Below are 19,365 nucleotides of genomic sequence, written 5' to 3' on the forward strand. Positions count from 1 at the left end.
CGATCGGGTCCTGCACGATCGCGAGTCCCGCGACGAAGATCAGCACGAGCGCCGGCATGGCGGTCGCCGGGCGGAGGAGTGACGCCGTCGACCGCGGAAGACCATTCGCCGTGGTGCGCCAGTGGAACGCGGCCCGGAACCCGCGTCGGCGTACCGGGAGTTCGATGAGCCGGTAGCACAACTCGTTGACCACGAAGGTGATCAGCAGTCGTTGGGCGAGCAGCCGCCAGCCGTCGATCTGCAGATCGAGGAAGGGCCGGGTGAAGCAGAACACCGGCCAGTGCCACAGGTAGAGGCCGTAGGAGCGTTCGCCGATCGCCCGTAACAGGCGGCCCGACAGGATTCTCGCGAGGAGCGTCCGGCGGGTCGCGGCCGCCACCATCACCGCGGAGAGCACGGCGATCCCGACGAACCCGCCGCGATAGAGCGCCGGGCTGAATTCGTCGACCCGCCAGAGGATGACCAGCAGCGAGCCGAAAGCGACCAGGCCGCAGACGCCGAGCAGCCGGCTGTGCTCCCGGCGCACCCGGCGGAGCACCGGCAGCGGACCGCCCAGCCCGTCACCGTCCCGGCTGAGCGCCAGGAGCGCCCCGCACATGAGGCTGAACCCGTGGGTGTCGGTGCCGAAGTACAGCCTTGACGGGTCGGCGTCCAACGGCGCGTGCGCAGTGACCGCGCCGATGATCATCGCGATCGCCGACGCGCTCCCGAGGACCAGGGCGATCCCCAGCAGCACGATCCGGCGGTGCGCGACGCGGGTGACGAGGATCGTCACGACGCCGATCACGACCGGCCACACGAGGTAGAACTGCTCCTCGACCGCGAGCGACCACAGGTGCTGCAGCACGGGTGGGCGACCGGCGGCGACGAAATACGATCGCTGGTGGAAGACGTACCACCAGTTCGACGTGTAGGTCAGCGCGCTGACCGCGTCACCACCGAACGACGCGAGCTGGTCCCGGCCGAAGACGAGCATCGCGGCCGACGCGCCCGCGATCATCGTCCAGAGAGCCGGGAGCAGGCGGCGCGCCCGGCCCAGCCAGAATTCCGCGAAATCCACGCGTCCCTTGGCCGCCGAACGTCCCCACAATTGCCCGGTGATCAGATAGCCGCTGACCACGAAGAAAATGTCGACGCCGAGAAATCCACCCGGCATCCACGGCATATCTGCGTGATAAAAGAGGACGGCAAGAACAGCTAAAGCTCTTATTCCGTCGAGCGCCGGGTAGTAGCGCTTGCCGCTACCCCGCCTGGGCGATGCCTCCCCAGGGGCCCGATTCCGCGCGTCAGTCGACCCACCTCGTAGTAGCATCCCCCGAAGCCCCCCGTAGCAACACCCGACCCGTGCGCCCACCCCTTACCAACTCGCATCAACGTCCAATTAACTTTCATACCGGAATGATGCGGCGGCCGCGGGCTAATACGGAAATAGGCGTTACAACCGTTGTACTGTCGCACTGGTCACTTCTGCCGGCCGACTAATTGGCGTAATTGCGACAAGGGTCGGCGGATCCATAACACGGCAGATCGGTAAGTAGCGGCTGACCGTTCGTGGGGAGCCGGGGAGCGGCCCGGCGGCGCTACGCCGATATCCTCGCCCTGCGCCGAAGCGGAGGAGTGAGGATGGTCTCGGAGCTGTTCGACCCCGACGCGTGGTCGCCGGTGGAGGGCTTCACCTTCACCGACATCACCTATCACCGCGCCGTCGGGCCCGGGGCGGTACGCATCGCCTTCAACCGGCCCGAGGTGCGTAACGCATTCCGGCCGAAAACCGTGGACGAGCTCGCCCGCGCCCTCGACCACGCCCGGATGAGCCCGGACGTCGGGTGCGTCCTGCTCACCGGGAACGGACCGTCGGAGAAGGACGGCGGCTGGGCGTTCTGCTCCGGCGGCGACCAGCGGATCCGGGGCCGGTCCGGTTACCAGTACGCCGGCGAGGGGGGCGACGCCATCACCGGTGCCACAGCCGATGGAGCCGAGCCGACCAGCCTCGGCCGGCTGCACATTCTCGAGGTGCAGCGTCTGATCCGCATCATGCCCAAGATCGTCATCGCCGTCGTGCCCGGGTGGGCCGTCGGCGGCGGGCACAGCCTGCACGTCGTCTGCGACCTGACCCTCGCCAGCCGCGAGCACGCGCGCTTCAAGCAGACCGACGCCGACGTCGCCAGCTTCGACGGGGGATTCGGGTCGGCGTACCTCGCCCGGCAGGTCGGCCAGAAGGTGGCCCGGGAGATCTTCTTCCTCGGTCGGACCTATGACGCGGACACCGCCCACCGGATGGGGATGGTCAACGCGGTGGTCGCGCACGCCGACCTCGAGCGCACGGCGCTGGAGTGGGCGGCCGAGATCACAGCCAAGAGCCCGACCGCGCAGCGGATGCTGAAATACGCCTTCAACCTGATCGACGACGGCCTCGTCGGGCAGCAGGTCTTCGCGGGCGAGGCGACCCGGCTGGCGTACATGACGGACGAGGCGGGCGAGGGACGCGACGCGTTCCTGGAGAAGCGGCCGCCGGACTGGTCGCCGTATCCGTGGTACTTCTGACGACCCCTACGGTATGGACCCATGACCGACGCCGAAGCCACCCCTCGCCGGGTGGTCATGACCGGAGCGGGCGGCAAGATCGGAACCGCGATCACCCCGTTCCTCCCGCGCGACTGGGACCTGCGCCGCAACGACCGCCGGCCCGGGTGTGACGACGTGCTCGACATCACCGACCTGGACGCGTGCCGGGCGGCGTTCGCCGGCGCCGCCGCCGTCGTGCACCTGGCCGCCGTACCCGACCCGCGGGCCGGGTGGGCGGACCTGCTGCCGGCCAACGTCGTGGGCGCCCACAACGTCGCCGCCGCTGCCGCCGACGCCGGTGTGCACCGGCTGGTCATGGCCGGCAGCGGCCAGGCGGTGGCCGGCTATCCCCTCGACACGCAGGTTCGGGTCGGGGACCGGGTCCGGCCGGAGAACCTGTACGGCGCCACGAAGGCATGGAGCGAGGCGCTCGGCTCGTGGATCGCGGCGAGTACGCCGACCTCGGTCGTCGTACTGCGGCTCGGTTACTTCGCCGACCGGCCACCGACCGGTGCCGACGTCACCACCCGGGACAAGGCCGGCTGGCTGAGCCCGCGGGACTGCGCCGAACTGGTGCGGTCGGCCGTGGAGGCCGAGGGTTTCCGGTACTTCGTGGCCCACGGCATCTCGGCGAACCGGTATCGCTCCCTCGACCTCACCGAGACCTGCGTGACCCTCGGCTACCGGCCGGCCGACGACTCCTGGACGGCGGGCTGACTCGGACGGAACCGATGCGCCGGACCGCCCGTCGGAGGGGTATGCGTCCCTTCCTGCGCCTCTTCGCCCTCGGTACCGCCGCGACGTGCACGGTGCTCCTGGCCGGCTGCGGAACGCACCGGTCCGGCCAGTCCGGCGCCGCGGGGTCCTCCTCCTCGAGCCCGTCGCCGAGCGCGTCGTCGAGCCCGTCGTCCGGGCCCACCAGCGCCCCACCCACCAAGCGGCCGCCGGGCCGGGTGCCGTTGCCGGGGCCGCAACAGAACGGGCCCACCGTTTCCCTCGACGGCACCCTGACCCGGGGCGCGCAGCCCAGCTGCATCGTCCTGCGCACCGCCAGTGGGCAGTCCTTCCAGCTCGTCGGTCCGGGCGCCAAGACGATGACGGGCGGGGTCTCCCGTGGGCCGCTCGACGGTTCGGTGCCGGTGACCGTCAAGGGCCATATCGGCAAGAACGTGGCGAGCTACTGCCAGGTCGGGCGGCCGTTCATCTCCGACAAGGTCACGGTCAGGCACTGAGCAGTGGGCCCTCGGGGTCGGTAGGCTCCGGGGGCGACCCCGAGGTCACCGACGATCACGGGGGTGATCGCTGGGAGCGACCTTGCCTGCACGCATGTCCGCGTGGGATTCCGCCCAGTACCAGCTTGCCGAGGCGGTGGCTCAGCTCGGCCTCGATGACGGCTTCCACGAGCTGCTGCGGACCCCGCGCCGGGAGGTGTCGGTCGCCGTACCGCTGCGCCGGGACGACGGCCGGGTCGAGGTGCTGCACGGTTACCGCGTCCAGCACAACCTGTCGCGCGGGCCGGCCAAGGGCGGGGTGCGCTTCCACCCCGACGCCGACCTCGACGAGATGCGCGCCCTCGCGATGTGGATGACCTGGAAATGTGCCCTCATCGGCATCCCCTACGGCGGCGCGAAGGGTGGCGTGGCGGTCGACCCGAAGGCACTGTCCCGCAACGAGCTCGAGCGGGTCACCCGGCGCTACGCCTCGGAGATCATGCCGGTCGTCGGCCCGGAGAAGGACATCCCGGCGCCCGACGTCGGGACCGATGAGCAGACCATGGCGTGGTTCATGGATACCTACTCCACGCACTCCGGATACACCGTCACCGGTGTGGTCACGGGCAAGCCGACCCCGGTTGGCGGCTCCCAGGGACGGGGTGGGGCCACCAGCCGCGGGGTGATGTTCTCCGCATTCTGCGCATTGCGCGACGCCGGAATCGATCCGCAGGACGTCACCGTGGCCGTGCAGGGATTCGGCAAGGTGGGTGGCCTGGCCGCCCAACTCCTGCACGACGCCGGGTGCACCGTCGTGGCCGTCTCCGACCTCGGCGGCGGCGCCTACGACCCCGGCGGCCTCGACCCGATCAGCCTGGTGCGGCACCTGCGCTCCGGGGCGGACAGCGTGGTGGGCTTTCCCGGCACCGACACGATCACCAATGCCGAGCTACTCGCGCTCGACGTCGATCTCCTGGTGCCGGCCGCGCTCGAAGGCGTGCTGCACGACGGCAACGCCGACCAGGTCAAGGCACGATTCGTCGTGGAGGCCGCAAACGGCCCGACGACCCCCGATGCCGACGCGATCCTGAGCGACCTCGGCGTGTTCGTCGTCCCCGATATCCTGGCCAACGCCGGTGGGGTGGCGGTGTCCTACTTCGAGTGGGTGCAGGATCTGCAGGCCTACTTCTGGAGCGAGGACGAGGTCAACGACCGCCTCAAGGTGCTCATCGAGCGTTCGTACGCCGACGTCTCCTCGCTCGCGGCCGAGCGGAAGGTGTCAATGCGTACGGCGGCGCAGATGATCGGGGTGGGCCGGGTGGCCGACGCCCACCGGACCCGCGGGCTCTATCCGTGAGCGCTCGGTACGCTCGGCCGGCGATCGAGGGATGTCGCGAATCACATCTGTGTGATTCACCAGGTAATGTGGCCTCGACCACCGATTGCTTCGAGGGGGCGACATGGACGCTGCCGAAGCGCTGAGTTCGGCTCAGCCCGACGCCGACGACGGCCTCTCCAGGCGGGACCGCGAGATCCTCGCCTTCGAACGCCAGTGGTGGAAGTACGCCGGCGCGAAGGAGCAGGCGATCCGCGACCTGTTCGACATGTCGGCGACCCGCTACTACCAGGTGCTCAACACCCTGATCGACGCGCCCGAGGCGCTGGCCGCCGACCCGATGCTGGTCAAGCGACTCCGGCGGCTGCGCTCGAGCAGGCAGCGTGCCCGCTCGGCAAGGCGGCTCGGCATCGACGTCTGAGCCGACCGGCCGGCGGGGAAGGAGCAGGTCGTGAGTGACGACTCGGCGGGTCCCGGTTCGTCCGGGCGGCCCGGCGCTGCCCGGCGGCTCTTCTTCGACGACCTTGCCGACGATCCGCAGGCCCCGCCGGTCGACCCTGCCGCACCCACCGCAGCCGCCCGGCCCGTTCCCACGTCCTCGTCCGCGTCCACATCCGCGTCCACATCCGCGTCCACATCGAAGCCCTCATCCGGGCCAGCATCGGGACCGCCCCGGCCCGCCGGCCCCGCCGGTGGGTCGCCGCGCCGCCTCGTCTTCGACGACCTGGCCCATGAGGGAGAGCCGGACGGCGCCGACCCGGCCGACGATGCCGACACGGTGGGCGGTGGCGGCCCGGTCCCGCCGTCCCCGCGGGCCACGCCGACCCCGCGGGCCACGCCGGAAAGTCGGCGCCGGCTGGTCGGGACGGCTGCCGGAGTGATCGCGGTCGTCGTCCTCGCCGTGGTCGCCGTCGCCCTCGTCGGCCGCAATGCCCACTCGACCCGGACGACCGCCGCCGGCCACCCCGCCGCCAAGGCCGCTGCCCGGACGGCAGGGGGGACCCACGCCGCGGCCCCGAAGCACGCCCGGCGCAGTGCACCCGCCCCGACGAAGGCAGCCGTGCCCGCTCCGGCCAGGGTCCCGCTCACCGTGCTCAACAACACGACCGTCACCGGCCTGGCGCGCACCGCCGCACAGGACTTCAAGGCGCACGGGTGGTCCGTCGACCAGGTCGCCAACTACACCGGTCGGCTGGCGGCGACGACGGTCTTCTACCGCGACGGCGACGCCGCGGCGCAACGCGCCGCCCGGGCGCTGGCCAGGCAGTTCCCCGAGATCGCCCAGGTCGCGCCGCGCTCGCCCGCGCTGCCGGCGGGCAACGGCCTGACGGTGGTCCTGGCCCCGGACTGGACCACGTCCTAGTCACTAGGGGCCGCAGCGAAGTCCACTCGGTGCCCTGACTCCCGCGGTTACACTCGGTGCAGGCGGGGGTGGACGTCATGCGACTGATCCTGAACGTGTTGTGGCTGGTGCTGGCCGGCTTCTGGCTGGCGCTGGCCTACTTCGCCGCCGCGCTGATCTGTTTCATCCTCATCATCACGATCCCGTTCGGGATTGCCGCGGCGCGTATCGGCGTCTTCGCGCTCTGGCCGTTCGGGAGTGTCGTGGTCCGGCGGCCGGACGCCGGCGTCGGCTCGGCCGTCGGCAACGTGATCTGGTGCATCTTCGCCGGCATCTGGCTGGCGATCGCCCATCTGGTCTCCGGCATCGCGCTGTGCCTGACCATCATCGGAATCCCGCTCGGGCTGGCCAATTTCAAGCTCATCCCGGTCTCGCTGACACCGCTCGGCCGGGAGATCGTCCCGTCAGACGACCCGCGGGTATTCGTCTCCGCAGGCGCCTACGCCCGGTGAGCAGAGCCTGATCCGACCTCGTCTCGGGGTATCGGGACCGCTCGACTAGACTCGCCGACACAACCGAATACTGCACAGCTCATCCAGAGGGGCAGAGGGAACGGCCCGACGAAGCCCCGGCAACCATCGCGTGATCCTCGTATGCGGGTGTCCACCCGCCGGCCCGAGCCGCGACAGGTGCCAAGTCCGTCCCCCGCACGTCGTGGGGGAAAGATGAGGAGAGAGGCCTCGCGCATGAGCACCGTCAGCTCCACCGACACCCCCGAATCTCCGGCGTCCTGTCTGCGCTGCCGCAACTGCGGCGCGACCGTCCCGTTGGGCCCGATGCACGCCTGCATCGAGTGCTTCGGCCCGCTCGAGGTCGGCTACGACGAGGCGGCGCTGAAGGCCGTCACCCGCGAGGACATCGAGGCGGGTCCGGAGAACATCTGGCGCTACGCACCGCTGCTCCCGGTCGGAGCGGACCCCGCCTCGCGGGTCAGCCTCGACCCCGGGTTCACCCCGCTCGTCCGGGCCGACAACCTTGCCCGCGAGCTCGGCATGAAGGCGCTGTGGGTCAAGGACGACTCGGCCAACCCCACCCACTCGTTCAAGGACCGGGTCGTGTCCATGGCCGCGACCGCGGGCCGCGCCCTGGGCCTGACCCGCATCGCCTGCGCGTCGACGGGCAATCTCGCCAACTCGGTCGCGGCCCACGCCGCCCGCGCCGGGCTGCGCTCGATCGTCTTCATCCCGGCCGACCTCGAGCCGGGCAAGGTCGTGCAGACCGCGGTCTACGGCGGCACCCTGGTCGCCGTCGAGGGCTCCTACGACGACGTCAACCGGCTCACCTCCGAGCTGGCCGAGACCGACGAGTTCGAGGACACCGCTTTCGTCAACCAGAACGTCCGGCCCTACTACGCCGAGGGGTCCAAGACGCTCGGCTTCGAGGTCGCCGAGCAGCTCGGCTGGCGGATCCCCGAACAGGTCGTCGTCCCGATGGCCTCCGGCTCGCAGTTCACGAAGATCGACAAGGCGTTCGGCGAGCTGGCCGAGATCGGCCTGGTCGACTCGTCGGCCTGGCGGATGTTCGGCGCCCAGTCCTCCGGCTGTGCCCCCATCGCGACCGCCTTCGCCGACGGGCACGACGTCGTACGCCCGGTGCGGCCGACCGGAATCGCGAAGTCGCTGAACATCGGCAACCCGGCGGACGGGCCCTACGCCCTGGACGTGGCACGGCGCACCGGGGGAGCGATGGCCCATGTCGGTGACGACGAGATCCGCGACGGGATCACGCTGCTCGCCCGCACCACCGGGATCTTCGCCGAAACTGCGGGCGGCGTCGTCGTCGCGGTGCTGAAGCGGCTGCTCGAGTCGGGGCAGCTCGATCCGGCCGCGGAGACCGTCATCTACAACACCGGCGACGGGCTGAAGACGCTCGACGCCGTCGCCGGCACGGCGCGTCCGTCGGTCACGATCCGGCCGACCATGTCGGCGGTCGCGGAGGCCGGCCTGCTCGGCTGAGCAGGGGCGCGGCGGCACCGGTCGGTAGTGTCTGGCGAACCATGCCGACACCGCCGTACGAGCCGCCGCCGCCGATGCGACCGCCTCCGGAGGGTTCGCCGTGGGTCGGTCCGCCGCCCGGGGAAGAGCCGCCGGAAGGTCCCCCGCCGCAGGGTCCGCCGCCACAGGGGCCGCCGCCGTCCTGGGGTCCGCCGCCGTGGGGCTGGGGCCCGCCGGGCCCGCCGCCGGACGACCCGCTGGTGCCGCACGACTTCAGCAGCTGGACCGCGCGGATCGTCGACGCGTTCGTCCGGAGCTGGCGACGCATCATCCTGCTGCAGCTGGTGCTGGCCGTCCCGGTCGCCGTACTCGGCTACGTCGTCGCCCGGACGTCCGGGATCACCGTCGACAACGGGGTCGTCGGGGGCTTGGGCAATGACACGGGCACGGTCACGGTCAGCCACCCGGGCCGGCTGGCGCTCACCCTGGTGCTGTTCGCCGTGGTCGTGTTCGTGCTGGGTGCCGTCGTACAACTCGCGTCGCTGTGGCTGATCGTGGCGCAGGCCGCCGGCCGGCCGCCCGACCTCGGCTCGGCGGCGCGGTTCGCCGTACGGCGGATGCTGCCCCTGATCGGCTGGAACCTCCTGGTCACCGTGATGGTGGCCGTGGGGGCGCTGCTCTTCATCGTGCCGGGGGTCTACCTGGCGGTGGTGCTCGTCCCGACCGTGCTCGGCGTGGTCGCGTTCGAACGCCGGGGCGTCGGTCGCTGCTTCGAGCTGGTGCGCGGCCGGTTCTGGGCGGTGTTCGGGCGGTGCGCCATGGGGCTGCTCGTGCTGCTCGCCTACAGCGAGCTGGTCCAGCTGATCGTCCGGGCGATCTTCGGGATCGACCACCAGAGCTCGCTGGGTGCGCAGCTGCTGTCGGCGGTGCTCACCCTGCCGGGCGCGGTCGTCAGCTCGGCATTCTTCGTGATCACCTACGCCGAGCTGCGCGGTCGCCGGGACGGCACGACCACCGGCGCCCTGTTCGCCGCCCTCGACCGCCCCTGACCCCCGACCCCCTCGCCCAAAACCCACTACTAGTGGGTTTTGGTCATCGAATACGGCGTGTCGCGGATCAAAACCCACTACTAGTGGGTTTTGGCCAAAGCCATTGACAATGCTTCTTTCGAAGTCTTAGTTTCGAAACATGCCTTCCCAACCCCACAACCGGCGTCGATCGGGCGATCGGCGGAGCAACACCACCGATCCCCGCGCACTGCGCGCGCTGGCCCATCCGCTGCGGCTCCGGCTCCTCGAGTTGCTCGTGCAGCGCGGTCCCATGACCGCCACCGAGGCCGCCGATCTCCTCGGCGAGAGCCCGGCGAACTGCTCCTTCCACCTGCGCACGCTGGCGAAGTACGGCTACGCCGAGGAGGCCGGCGGCGGCCACGGACGGCAGCGACCGTGGCGCGCGGTGCCCGGAGGGACGTCGATCAAGGAGGAAGAACTCGACATCGAGGGGAAGGCCGCGGCCCAGGCGCTCGGCCGGGTGCTCAACGAACTGCAGATGGACCGTCTTCAGGACTGGTATTCGACCAAGGCCAGCTACCCGAAGACCTGGCGCACCGCGTCGTTCGAGACCCACGCGTCGGTGATGATCACCTCCGCCGAACTCGACAAGCTCGGTCACCAGGTCAATGCGCTGATCGAGCCGTACGCCGAGCGCTATGAGCATCCGGAGAGCTTCCCCAAGAACGCGCTTCCGGTCTCGCTCGTCGCGATCGGCTTCCCGAGCTCACCGTCCCGGGAATCCTGATGGGTTCGGTGCTGGCGCGCCGCGACCTGCGCGTCATCATCGGCGCCGAGGCGGTCTCGATGTTCGGCGACCAGGCGCTGTGGCTGGCGATGGGCATCTGGGCCAAGCAGCTCACCGGCAGCAACGCCGCCGCCGGGATCGTGTTCTTCTTCTTCGGCATACCGACCCTGTTCTCGCCGCTGTCCGGCATGCTCGTCGACCGGGTACGCCGCCGGCCGCTGATGATCATCTGCGAACTCTCGCTGGCCGCCGCGGTCCTGCTGTTGCTGTTGGTGCACAGCCGCGACCAGCTGTGGATCATCTATATCGTGATCTTCGGCTACGGCCTGGCCGGCACGGTCACCGCCTCGGCCCGATCCGCCCTGCTGCGCACGATGGTTCCCGACGACGACCAGCTCGCGTCGGTGAACGGCCTGTTGCAGACGGTCCGTGAGGGCATGCGGCTGATCGCCCCGGTGGCGGGGGCCGGGCTGTTCGCCTGGCTCGGCGGCGGCGCGGTCGCCATCCTCGACGCGGCGACCTTCGTCGTCGTCGCGACCGGATTCCTGATCGTGCGCGTCGTCGAGCCGAAGCCGCACCGCACCGACGCGCACTGGCGGGCCGAGATCACCGCCGGCGTCGCACACCTGTGGCGCACCCTCCCGCTGCGCCAGATCACCGTGGCGACGGGGATCGCCCTGCTGGTGGTGGGTTTCACCGAGACGCTGGTCTTCGCCGTGGCCGACCAGGGGTTGCACCGCTCGGCGTCATTCGTCGGGGTGCTCGAGGCGGCCATGGGGGTCGGCGCGATCGCGGGTGGGCTGACAGCCGGGAAGGCGGTGCAACGGTACGGCGAGACCCTGGTCGCCGCGGGCGGGCTCGTCCTCTTCGCCGCCGGATCCGCGCTGCTCACCGTTCCGCTGGTCGGTGTCGTCCTTCCCGGGATGGCGGTCCTGGGTGCGGGCGTGCCGTGGCTCATTGTCGGACTCTTCACCTGCTTGCAGCGCCTGACGCCCAATGACCTGCAGGGCCGGACCTTCTCCGCCGTCGACGTACTCGTCAGCACCCCGCAGACCGTGTCGATCGGGGTGGGCGCCGGGCTCATCGCGGTCGTCGACTTCCGCCTGATGCTCGCGATCATGGTGGCGGTCGTGCTGGCCAGCGGCGTATGGCTGGCGAGCCGCGGTCGGGCCGCGCGATCCGGGCCGGCGCCGCAGCCGGTCGACCCCGAACTGGCCGAACCGCTGGCGACGTCGGGTGGGGAGGGGTGATTTGCGCCCTGCTCTTGTGTAGTGTCCCCGGCGGTCTGAAGTTAGCGTTCGTGTGCGAAGAAGCGCGCCGGCACCGGCGAGTCAGTAGTGCGGGACGGGTGACGAGGACCCGGGTCTCGTGAGGTGCGGGGCCTGACCGCACGGATGTGGGAGTGCACGTGGCAGAGGGCACGGTCAAATGGTTCAACGCCGAGAAGGGCTACGGCTTCATCGCCGTCGACGGGGGACAGGACGTCTTCGTCCACTACTCGTCGATCGCCATGGACGGCTACCGGTCCCTCGACGAGGGCCAGCGGGTGGAGTTCGAGGTTGCCCAGGGCAACAAGGGCCCGCAGGCGGACCAGGTCCGCGTGGTCGGCTGACGCCGGCCTGGTCAGCGTCAAAGACATGACCGACGTCCGACCCGGCTCCGCATCCGCGGGGCCGGGTCGAACGCTGTTCGGGCACCGGCCGCGATGGCTCCGCCTCACCGTCGCCGGCCTGCTCGCCGGCGTGGTCCTCGAAGGACGGCTGCTCGAGCCGCGCCGGCTGCGCACCCGCGAGGTCACCCTCTCCCTGCCCCGCTGGCCGCAGGCGCTTTCCGGTGTGCGGGTCGCCGTCGTCTCCGACCTGCACGCCGGCTCACCCGGGGTGGATCTCGCCCAGGTCGGCCGGGTCGCCGCGCGGATCACCCGGTTGCGCCCCGACCTCGTCCTGCTGCTCGGCGACTACTTCGCCGACGTACGCGGCGGCGAGCACCTCGATCCGTACGCCGTCGCGGACGCGCTCGCGCCGATCCTCGCGGTGGCGCCGCACGCCGCGGTGCTGGGTAACCACGACTGGTACGCCGGCGGGCACCGGGTGCGGGCCGCGCTCGAACGCGCCGGGTTCACTGTCCTCGAGGAGTCCGCGACCACGGTGCGGCTGCGCGGACGGGACGTCTGGCTGGCCGGCGTCGGCGATCTGTGGGAGCGCCGCCCGGACGTCGCCGCGGCGCTGTCCGGCGTACCCGAGGACAGCCCGACGCTGCTGCTGAGCCACAACCCGGACTGCGTACTCGACGTACCCCCGTGGGTGGCGCTCACGTTCGCCGGGCATACCCATGCCGGGCAGGTGAGCCTCTTCGGCCGACCCGTTTATGAGATCTCGCCGTTCACCGGCAACCGTTTCGTCCGGGGCGGCTACGACGTCGCAGTCCCCGTCGGCCCGGTCGTCCCCGACGTCCCGCCCCGCCCGGGCGAGGGGGCACCGGATCAAGTCCGCCCGCTCTACGTCTGTCCGGGGATCGGCACCTCGCTGGTGCCCTGGCGGCTCGGCGTGGTGCCTGAGGTGACCGTGCTCGAGCTTCTCGCCGGGGCCCCCGGCGCTTGCACTCTCCAGGGGTGAGTGCTAGACCTGTAGCTGGCACTCACTATCGGTGAGTGCCAGGCCGGGCGGTGAGGCTCCCCGTCTGAGTTGGGGGCCGTCCGTCGCGGGCATCGGGTCCGGCCACATTGTCGACCACCCATCGGAGGCAAGTACCGAATGGCCAAAATGATCGCGTTTGACGAGGAGGCGCGCCGCGGTCTCGAGCGGGGCATGAATACCCTCGCCGACGCCGTCAAGGTGACGCTGGGCCCCAAGGGCCGCAACGTCGTGCTCGAGAAGAAGTGGGGTGCCCCCACCATCACCAACGATGGTGTGAGCATCGCCAAGGAGATCGAGCTCGACGAGTCATACGAGAAGATCGGCGCCGAGCTGGTCAAGGAAGTCGCCAAGAAGACCGACGACGTCGCCGGCGACGGCACCACGACGGCGACGGTTCTGGCTCAGGCCCTGGTTCGTGAGGGTCTGCGCAACGTCGCCGCGGGCGCCAACCCGATGGCTCTGAAGCGCGGCATCGAGAAGGCCGTGGAGCTGGTCGTCGAGCAGCTCGCGAAGGCGTCGAAGGACGTCGAGACCAAGGAGCAGATCGCCTCCACCGCATCCGTGTCCGCCGGTGGCGACACCAGCGTCGGCGAGATCATCGCCGAGGCCATGGACAAGGTGGGCAAGGAAGGCGTCATCACCGTCGAGGAGAGCAACACCTTCGGGCTCGAACTCGAGCTCACCGAGGGCATGCGCTTCGACAAGGGCTACATCTCGCCCTACTTCGCCACCGACGCCGAGCGCATGGAGGCCGTCCTCGACGACCCCTACGTGCTCATCGTCGAGGGCAAGATCTCCTCGGTGAAGGACCTGCTGCCGCTGCTGGAGAAGATCATGCAGTCCGGCAAGCCGCTGGCGATCATCTCCGAGGACGTCGAGGGCGAGGCTCTCGCGACCCTGGTCGTCAACAAGATCCGCGGCACGTTCAAGTCCGTCGCCGTCAAGGCGCCCGGCTTCGGCGACCGCCGCAAGGCGATGCTCGCCGACATGGCCATCCTCACCGGTGGCCAGGTCATCAGCGAGGACGTCGGCCTGAAGCTGGAGAACGCCTCGGTCGACCTGCTCGGTCGCGCCCGCAAGGTCGTCGTCACCAAGGACGAGACGACGATCGTCGAGGGCGCCGGCGACTCGGAGCAGATCCAGGGCCGGGTCAACCAGATCCGCGCCGAGATCGAGAAGAGCGACTCCGACTACGACCGCGAGAAGCTGCAGGAGCGGCTGGCCAAGCTGGCCGGCGGCGTTGCGGTCATCAAGGTCGGTGCCGCGACCGAGGTCGAGCTCAAGGAGCGCAAGCACCGCATCGAGGACGCCGTTCGCGCGGCGAAGGCCTCGGTCGAGGAGGGCATCGTCGCCGGTGGTGGCGTCGCCCTGCTGCAGGCCGGACAGAAGGCCTTCGGCAAGCTCGACCTCGAGGGTGACGAGGGCACCGGGGCGCAGATCGTCCGGATCGCCCTGGAGGCGCCGCTCAAGCAGATCGCCGTCAACGCCGGCCTCGAAGGCGGCGTCGTGGTGGAGAAGGTCCGCGGCCTGAAGGTCGGCCACGGTCTCAACGCCGCCACCGGCGAGTACGTCGACATGCTGGCTGCCGGTGTGCCCGACCCGACCAAGGTCGTGCGCTCGGCGCTGCAGAACGCCGCGTCCATCGCCGCCCTGTTCCTCACGACCGAGGCGGTCGTGGCGGACAAGCCGGAGAAGGACAAGGCCCCCGCCGGTGGTCCTCCCGGCGGCGGTGACATGGACTTCTAGTCCATAGCCACACCCGGACCTCGCGTCCGGAGCAGTACCCGTCGAAGGGCGGCTTCCTCCGGGAAGCCGCCCTTCGCGCGTCCCGGGCCGGGAACAGATCGTCCGCCGAGATGGTTGTTGCTTGCTAGCAGGCAAGTAACGGTCTATCGTCGGAAGTGACATGACGCCCACCACCGAACTCGACGCCGACACCGCGACCCGGCTGCGGGTGAGCATCGGCCGGCTCGCGCGGGGGCTCAACGCCACCGTCGCCGGAGCCGGCCTGACCCCGACTCAACGCACCGTGCTCGGCTCGGTCGCCCGGCAGGGCCCGGTGCGGCCCGCCGACCTGGCCGAGCGGGAGAACCTCAACCCGACCATGCTCTCCCGGGTCGTCGGGAAGCTCGACGATGCCGGGCTGGTGACCCGGCTGCCCGACCCGCAGGATCGGCGGGCCGCCCAGGTCGAGGTCACCCCGGCCGGTCGAGAGCTGCAGGACCAGATCCGGGCCGAGCGCACCCGTGCGCTCACCGACGGACTGGACCGGTTGCCCGACGATCTCGCCGACTCCGTTCTCGCTGCACTCCCGGCACTGGAAGCGCTCTCCCACGAGCTGACCGACCGCTGAGCCGCCGCCACATCGACTTCGCGCCACGACACGAAGGGACCTTCGCGCCGCGACCGGAAAGGAATCTGTGAGTCACGTCCTCGCCATGAGCCGCCGCACGTTTTCGGCCCTGTCCGTCGCGAACTACCGCCGGTACTTCACCGGTCAGGCGATCTCGCTCATCGGGACGTGGATGCAGAGCGTTGCGCAGGCGTGGCTGGTCCTGCAGCTGACCCACTCCGGCACCGCGCTGGGGCTGGTCGTCGGGTTGCAGACGCTGCCGGTGCTGTTGCTCGGCCCGTACGGCGGCGTCGTCGCCGACCGGGTCAACAAGCGGCATCTGATGATCGGGCTGCAGTCGATGATGGGCGTGCTCGCCCTGGTCCTCGGCGTGCTCACCGTGACCCACACGGTCGTGCTGTGGGAGGTCTACCTGCTGGCCCTGCTGCTCGGCCTGAACAACACCTTCGAGAACCCGTCCCGCCAGTCCTTCGTCCTCGAGATGGTCGGGCCGGACGACCTGCGCAACGCCGTCACGCTCAACTCGGTGCTCGCCAACGCCGCCCGCGCGATCGGGCCCGCCGTCGCGGGCATCCTGATCGCCACCGGCGGCCTGGGGATCTGCTTCCTGCTGAACGCCGTCAGCTTCGCCGCGGTCGTCCTCTCCCTGATCACCATGGACGTGTCCGCGCTGCAGCCGTCGAAGCGCACCGAGCGGGCCAAGGGACAGCTCCGCGAGGGGTTCGCCTACGTCCGGCGCACCCCGGAGCTCGGCGTACCGCTGCTGATGATGGGCCTGATCGGCTGCCTGGCCTACGAATTCCAGGTCGTGCTCCCGCTCGTCGCCAAGGACACCTTCCACGGCGGGGCGCAGGCCTACGGGTTCATGACGGCCGCGATGGGCGCCGGCGCGGTGATCGGCGGGCTCTACGCCGCCGGCAACGGGCGCACCGGCCTCCGGTCGCTCGTCATGTCGGCGACCGTCTTCGGCGGGGTACTCGCGCTGGCCGCGCTCGCCCCCAACCTCCCCACCGAGTTGCTGGCCATCGCGCTGGTCGGCGCGGCGAGCGTCACGTTCCTCTCGAAGAGCAACAGCACCCTGCAGCTCACCGCCGCGCCGGAGATGCGCGGCCGGGTGATCGCGCTGTGGGCGGTCGCGTTCCTGGGCTCCACGCCGATCGGGGGCCCGATCGCCGGCGCTGTCGCCCAGCACCTGGGTCCCCGGTGGGGCCTGGTCCTCGGTGCGCTCGCCTGTTTCGTGGCCGCGCTGATCGGAGCCGCAATGGTGCGCCGGATCCGCCGCCGGGCGGAGCTGGCGATCGCCCCGGACGAGGTCGTCGGGCTCAGCGAGTCGACGGCGTGACGGTCGGAGTCGGCGCCGGCGCGCCCGGCGCCGACCCGGTCGGCGACGGCGCGGTGGTCGGGGGAGCCTGACCCGACGGGGTCGGCGTCGGGGAGGACGACGGCGTCTGCGTCGGCGACGTGGTCGTCGTCGGCGCCGGAGAGTTCGGCACCGGCGAGTGCGAGTGCGACGGCGTGCCCGGCCCGGACGGCGACGGCGTGGTGCTCGACGACGTGGTCGGGGCCGGATGCGCGGGCGCCGGCTGGTTGTTGGAGGCGCCGCCACCACCAAAGATCGCCCCGACGGTCGTGCCGTGTGCCTGGCCGGAGAGCGACTCACCGCGCAGCAGTTCCAGCCCGGCCACCGCGCCGAGCGCGACCACGAACGTCAGCAGGGCGCCCGCGCCGGCGATGACCCACCGGCGGCGCGGCGAGTGCAGATAGCTGCGCAGGCTCGCCCACACACCGCGCGGACCGGTCTGCTCGGGCTCGGTATCGGGTTCCTCGCTGGTCACCGCGAACTGCTCGGTGGGCTGGTCCGCCGTTCCCGTCGGGTCGTCCGCCGGACTGTGATCGACGCGGAGTACGCGGGTCATCGACAGTCCGTTGTCGGTGATCTTCTGCCGGGTGGTCGAGACGACGGTGCGGGTCCGCTCGAGAGAGCGCTGGTAGATGACGCTGGCGGCGCCGCTGACGAGGCTGATCACGCCGGTGCCGACCAGGGTGCCCGCGACGCCCAGCCGCGAACACAGTGCCGCCGCTGTGACGGCGGCGAGGGCTCCGGCGGCGAGCCGACCGAGGTTGAGCTCGATCCGTGGCTTCTCGGTCGCCTGCTCGGCCTCCTGCGGGTCCCGCGTCTCCTGCGTTGTCCGGGAGTTGTCGCTCATCGCTTCCATCGGGTCGTCGGTCATCGGTGGGCGCGCTCGAACCATCGTCCTACCCCGACCAACGGCCACTACCACGGGCCCCACTCCCGAGACCACCGGATCGTGACGAACGCCACGGTTCCCTCAGCCGGTCTCCTCGCCGCGCAGCCGGGCCGCGGCCTGCTCGGGAGCGATGTCGTTGATGAACACGCCCATGCCCGACTCGCTACCCGCCAGGTACTTCAGCTTTCCCGGCGCCCGACGGATGGTGAAGACACGTGCGTGCAGGTGGGCGAGGTCGCGGTCCTCGTGCACCGGCGCCTGCATCCAGGCCGAGATGTAGGGGGTGGGCGTGTCGAAGAGGGCGTCGAAGCGGCGGAGCACGTCAAGGTAGACGCGGGCCAGGTCGCTGCGTTCCGCTGCGGTCAGCGACGGCAGGTCGGGGGTGTGGCGGCGCGCGTAGAGGTGCACCTCGTAGGGCCACCGCGCCGCGAACGGCACGAACGCCGTCCAGTGCTCACCCTCGGCGACGACGCGGACGCCGGCCTCCCGTTCACTGTCCAGTACCGCACAGAAGAGGCAACCGCCGTGTTCCTCGCGGTGCCGCCGGGCGCTGTCGAGCGTGCGGCGTACCGGCGGTGGCACGAACGGGTAGGCGTAGATCTGCCCGTGCGGGTGGGCCAGGGTGACCCCGATCTCCTCGCCGCGGTTTTCGAACGGGAAGACCTGCGCGACACCGTCCACAGCGGACAGGTACTCGGTGCGGTTCACCCACGCCTCGATGACCGTCTCCGCGCGCTCGGTCGACAACTGGGAGAACGCCGAGTTGTGGTCGCTGGTGAAGCACACCACCTCGCACCGGCCCTGGCCCGGCCCGGCCGCGAAGAGCCCGTCGTCGATCGTGGCCCCGCCCGCCCCGACGGCGAGCGACGGGAAGCGGTTCTCGAAGACGACGACGTCATAGTCCGAGGCCGGGATCTCGGTGTGCCGGCCGTTGCGCGACGGGTCCAGCGGGCACTCGTCGGCCGGCGGCAGGAAGGTCCGGCTCTGCCGGTGTGACGCGATCACCACCCAGTCGTCGAGCAGCGGATCCCACCGGATCTGCGACAACGTGGCCGTCTGCGGAAGGTCACGCTGATCGGGCGCGCTGCGGTCGACCCCGGCGTGCTCGTCGAAATAGATCAGCTCCCGACCGTCGGCGAGCCGGATCGACGTGGTGTGGACTGCCACGGACACTCCTTCGGCCTGGTGTACGGGTGCACGTTAGCCTCGGCAGAGGGTCGCGGCCGCATCCGGCGTTTGCGCGGCCCGCCCGGGACGGTGAAGGAGGGGCGGCGGTGGCTGACCAGGCGTCGCGGCACCAGACCCCCGACCCGGCGCGCCTCGACCCTGCGCAGCGCCGCCGGGACGTGGAAAGGCTGCGCGCCGAACCCGTCGACGTCCTGGTGATCGGCGGCGGCGTCACCGGTGCCGGCATCGCCGTCGATGCGGCGACCCGCGGGCTGTCGGTCGCGCTGGTCGAGGCCCGCGACTGGGCGTCGGGGACGTCGAGCCGCTCCAGCAAGCTGATTCACGGCGGGTTGCGTTACCTCGAGCAGTTCAACGTCGCCCTGGTCCGAGAGGCCCTCAAGGAACGTGCGCTGCTGGTCGGCACCATCGCCCCGCACCTGGTCCGGCCGGTTCCCTTCCTGCTGCCACTGACCCACCACCTCTGGCAGCGCGGCTATTACGGCGCCGGCGTGGCGCTCTACGACGCGCTCGGTCTCGCCTTCGGCGCCACCCGCGGCGTTCCGCGCCACCAGCAGCTGACCCGCCGCCGGGCCCGCGAGATCTTCCCGTCGCTGCGGGCCGACGCACTCGTCGGGGCGATCCGCTACTGGGACGCCGAGGTGGACGACGCCCGCCACACCATGACGGCGGTGCGGACCGCGCTGCACTACGGCGC

The 19,365-nt window shown here is 70.8% G+C and carries 20 protein-coding genes and 1 riboswitch; of the genes, 17 read left to right on the forward strand and 3 right to left on the reverse strand.

The window, feature by feature from the left end:
* A partial coding sequence (locus tag VGH85_07640) for an acyltransferase (protein HEY2173671.1) occupies window positions 1–1,165 on the reverse strand: 1,165 nt, incomplete at its 3' end.
* 458 nt (window positions 1,166–1,623) lie between these two features.
* Here VGH85_07640 and VGH85_07645 point away from each other — a divergent pair.
* The 16 genes from VGH85_07645 to VGH85_07720 all read left to right on the forward strand — a co-directional run bounded on the left by VGH85_07645 (window position 1,624) and on the right by VGH85_07720 (window position 16,576).
* A complete protein-coding gene (locus tag VGH85_07645) occupies window positions 1,624–2,544 on the forward strand; it encodes a 1,4-dihydroxy-2-naphthoyl-CoA synthase (protein ID HEY2173672.1) in 921 nt (306 codons plus the stop codon).
* A gap of 21 nt (window positions 2,545–2,565) precedes the next feature.
* Complete coding sequence (locus tag VGH85_07650) at window positions 2,566–3,282, forward strand: NAD-dependent epimerase/dehydratase family protein (GenBank protein HEY2173673.1); 717 nt, start codon at window positions 2,566–2,568, stop codon at window positions 3,280–3,282.
* Between the two features lie 41 nt (window positions 3,283–3,323).
* Window positions 3,324–3,797 carry a hypothetical protein gene (locus tag VGH85_07655; protein HEY2173674.1) on the forward strand — a complete coding sequence of 158 codons (474 nt, stop codon included), beginning with the start codon at window positions 3,324–3,326 and terminating at the stop codon, window positions 3,795–3,797.
* Window positions 3,798–3,891: 94 nt separating this feature from the next.
* Window positions 3,892–5,133, forward strand: a complete 1,242-nt coding sequence (locus VGH85_07660; protein ID HEY2173675.1) for a Glu/Leu/Phe/Val dehydrogenase — start codon at window positions 3,892–3,894, stop codon at window positions 5,131–5,133.
* A gap of 103 nt (window positions 5,134–5,236) precedes the next feature.
* Window positions 5,237–5,533 (forward strand): DUF3263 domain-containing protein, encoded by a 297-nt coding sequence (locus VGH85_07665; protein HEY2173676.1) that lies wholly within the window; start codon window positions 5,237–5,239, stop codon window positions 5,531–5,533.
* A 30-nt stretch (window positions 5,534–5,563) separates the two neighbouring features.
* Window positions 5,564–6,475 carry a LytR C-terminal domain-containing protein gene (locus VGH85_07670; GenBank protein ID HEY2173677.1) on the forward strand — a complete coding sequence of 304 codons (912 nt, stop codon included), beginning with the start codon at window positions 5,564–5,566 and terminating at the stop codon, window positions 6,473–6,475.
* A gap of 77 nt (window positions 6,476–6,552) precedes the next feature.
* Window positions 6,553–6,966 carry a YccF domain-containing protein gene (locus tag VGH85_07675; GenBank protein ID HEY2173678.1) on the forward strand — a complete coding sequence of 138 codons (414 nt, stop codon included), beginning with the start codon at window positions 6,553–6,555 and terminating at the stop codon, window positions 6,964–6,966.
* A gap of 76 nt (window positions 6,967–7,042) precedes the next feature.
* Window positions 7,043–7,186, forward strand: a riboswitch (SAM riboswitch).
* Window positions 7,187–7,200: 14 nt separating this feature from the next.
* The gene (gene thrC, locus VGH85_07680) at window positions 7,201–8,469 is read left to right on the forward strand and encodes a threonine synthase (protein HEY2173679.1); all 1,269 of its coding nucleotides are present in this window, start codon (window positions 7,201–7,203) and stop codon (window positions 8,467–8,469) included.
* Between the two features lie 41 nt (window positions 8,470–8,510).
* The gene (locus VGH85_07685; protein HEY2173680.1) at window positions 8,511–9,497 is read left to right on the forward strand and encodes a hypothetical protein; all 987 of its coding nucleotides are present in this window, start codon (window positions 8,511–8,513) and stop codon (window positions 9,495–9,497) included.
* Between the two features lie 139 nt (window positions 9,498–9,636).
* On the forward strand, window positions 9,637–10,245 hold the full coding sequence (locus VGH85_07690; GenBank protein ID HEY2173681.1) for a helix-turn-helix domain-containing protein: 609 nt from the start codon (window positions 9,637–9,639) through the stop codon (window positions 10,243–10,245).
* On the forward strand, window positions 10,245–11,495 hold the full coding sequence (locus tag VGH85_07695; GenBank protein ID HEY2173682.1) for an MFS transporter: 1,251 nt from the start codon (window positions 10,245–10,247) through the stop codon (window positions 11,493–11,495). Before VGH85_07690 ends, VGH85_07695 begins: the two co-directional genes overlap by 1 nt.
* Window positions 11,496–11,653: 158 nt before the next feature.
* The gene (locus tag VGH85_07700) at window positions 11,654–11,857 is read left to right on the forward strand and encodes a cold-shock protein (protein HEY2173683.1); all 204 of its coding nucleotides are present in this window, start codon (window positions 11,654–11,656) and stop codon (window positions 11,855–11,857) included.
* Between the two features lie 25 nt (window positions 11,858–11,882).
* The gene (locus VGH85_07705) at window positions 11,883–12,860 is read left to right on the forward strand and encodes a metallophosphoesterase (GenBank protein HEY2173684.1); all 978 of its coding nucleotides are present in this window, start codon (window positions 11,883–11,885) and stop codon (window positions 12,858–12,860) included.
* 138 nt (window positions 12,861–12,998) lie between these two features.
* A complete protein-coding gene (gene groL, locus VGH85_07710; protein ID HEY2173685.1) occupies window positions 12,999–14,627 on the forward strand; it encodes a chaperonin GroEL in 1,629 nt (542 codons plus the stop codon).
* Between the two features lie 160 nt (window positions 14,628–14,787).
* The gene (locus VGH85_07715) at window positions 14,788–15,234 is read left to right on the forward strand and encodes a MarR family transcriptional regulator (protein ID HEY2173686.1); all 447 of its coding nucleotides are present in this window, start codon (window positions 14,788–14,790) and stop codon (window positions 15,232–15,234) included.
* Window positions 15,235–15,319: 85 nt separating this feature from the next.
* The gene (locus VGH85_07720; protein ID HEY2173687.1) at window positions 15,320–16,576 is read left to right on the forward strand and encodes an MFS transporter; all 1,257 of its coding nucleotides are present in this window, start codon (window positions 15,320–15,322) and stop codon (window positions 16,574–16,576) included.
* Here VGH85_07720 and VGH85_07725 read toward each other — a convergent pair.
* Entirely contained in the window at window positions 16,557–17,465 is a 909-nt protein-coding gene (locus VGH85_07725) for a hypothetical protein (protein HEY2173688.1), read from the reverse strand. The two genes, VGH85_07720 and VGH85_07725, sit on opposite strands and share 20 nt — an antisense overlap.
* Window positions 17,466–17,564: 99 nt before the next feature.
* Complete coding sequence (galT, locus tag VGH85_07730) at window positions 17,565–18,650, reverse strand: galactose-1-phosphate uridylyltransferase (protein ID HEY2173689.1); 1,086 nt, start codon at window positions 18,648–18,650, stop codon at window positions 17,565–17,567.
* Between the two features lie 179 nt (window positions 18,651–18,829).
* Here galT and VGH85_07735 point away from each other — a divergent pair.
* Window positions 18,830–19,365: FAD-dependent oxidoreductase (locus VGH85_07735; protein ID HEY2173690.1), on the forward strand; the 536-nt coding region annotated here is incomplete at its 3' end.

The sequence above is a fragment of the Mycobacteriales bacterium genome (assembly GCA_036497565.1).
Lineage (GTDB): Bacteria > Actinomycetota > Actinomycetes > Mycobacteriales > QHCD01 > DASXJE01.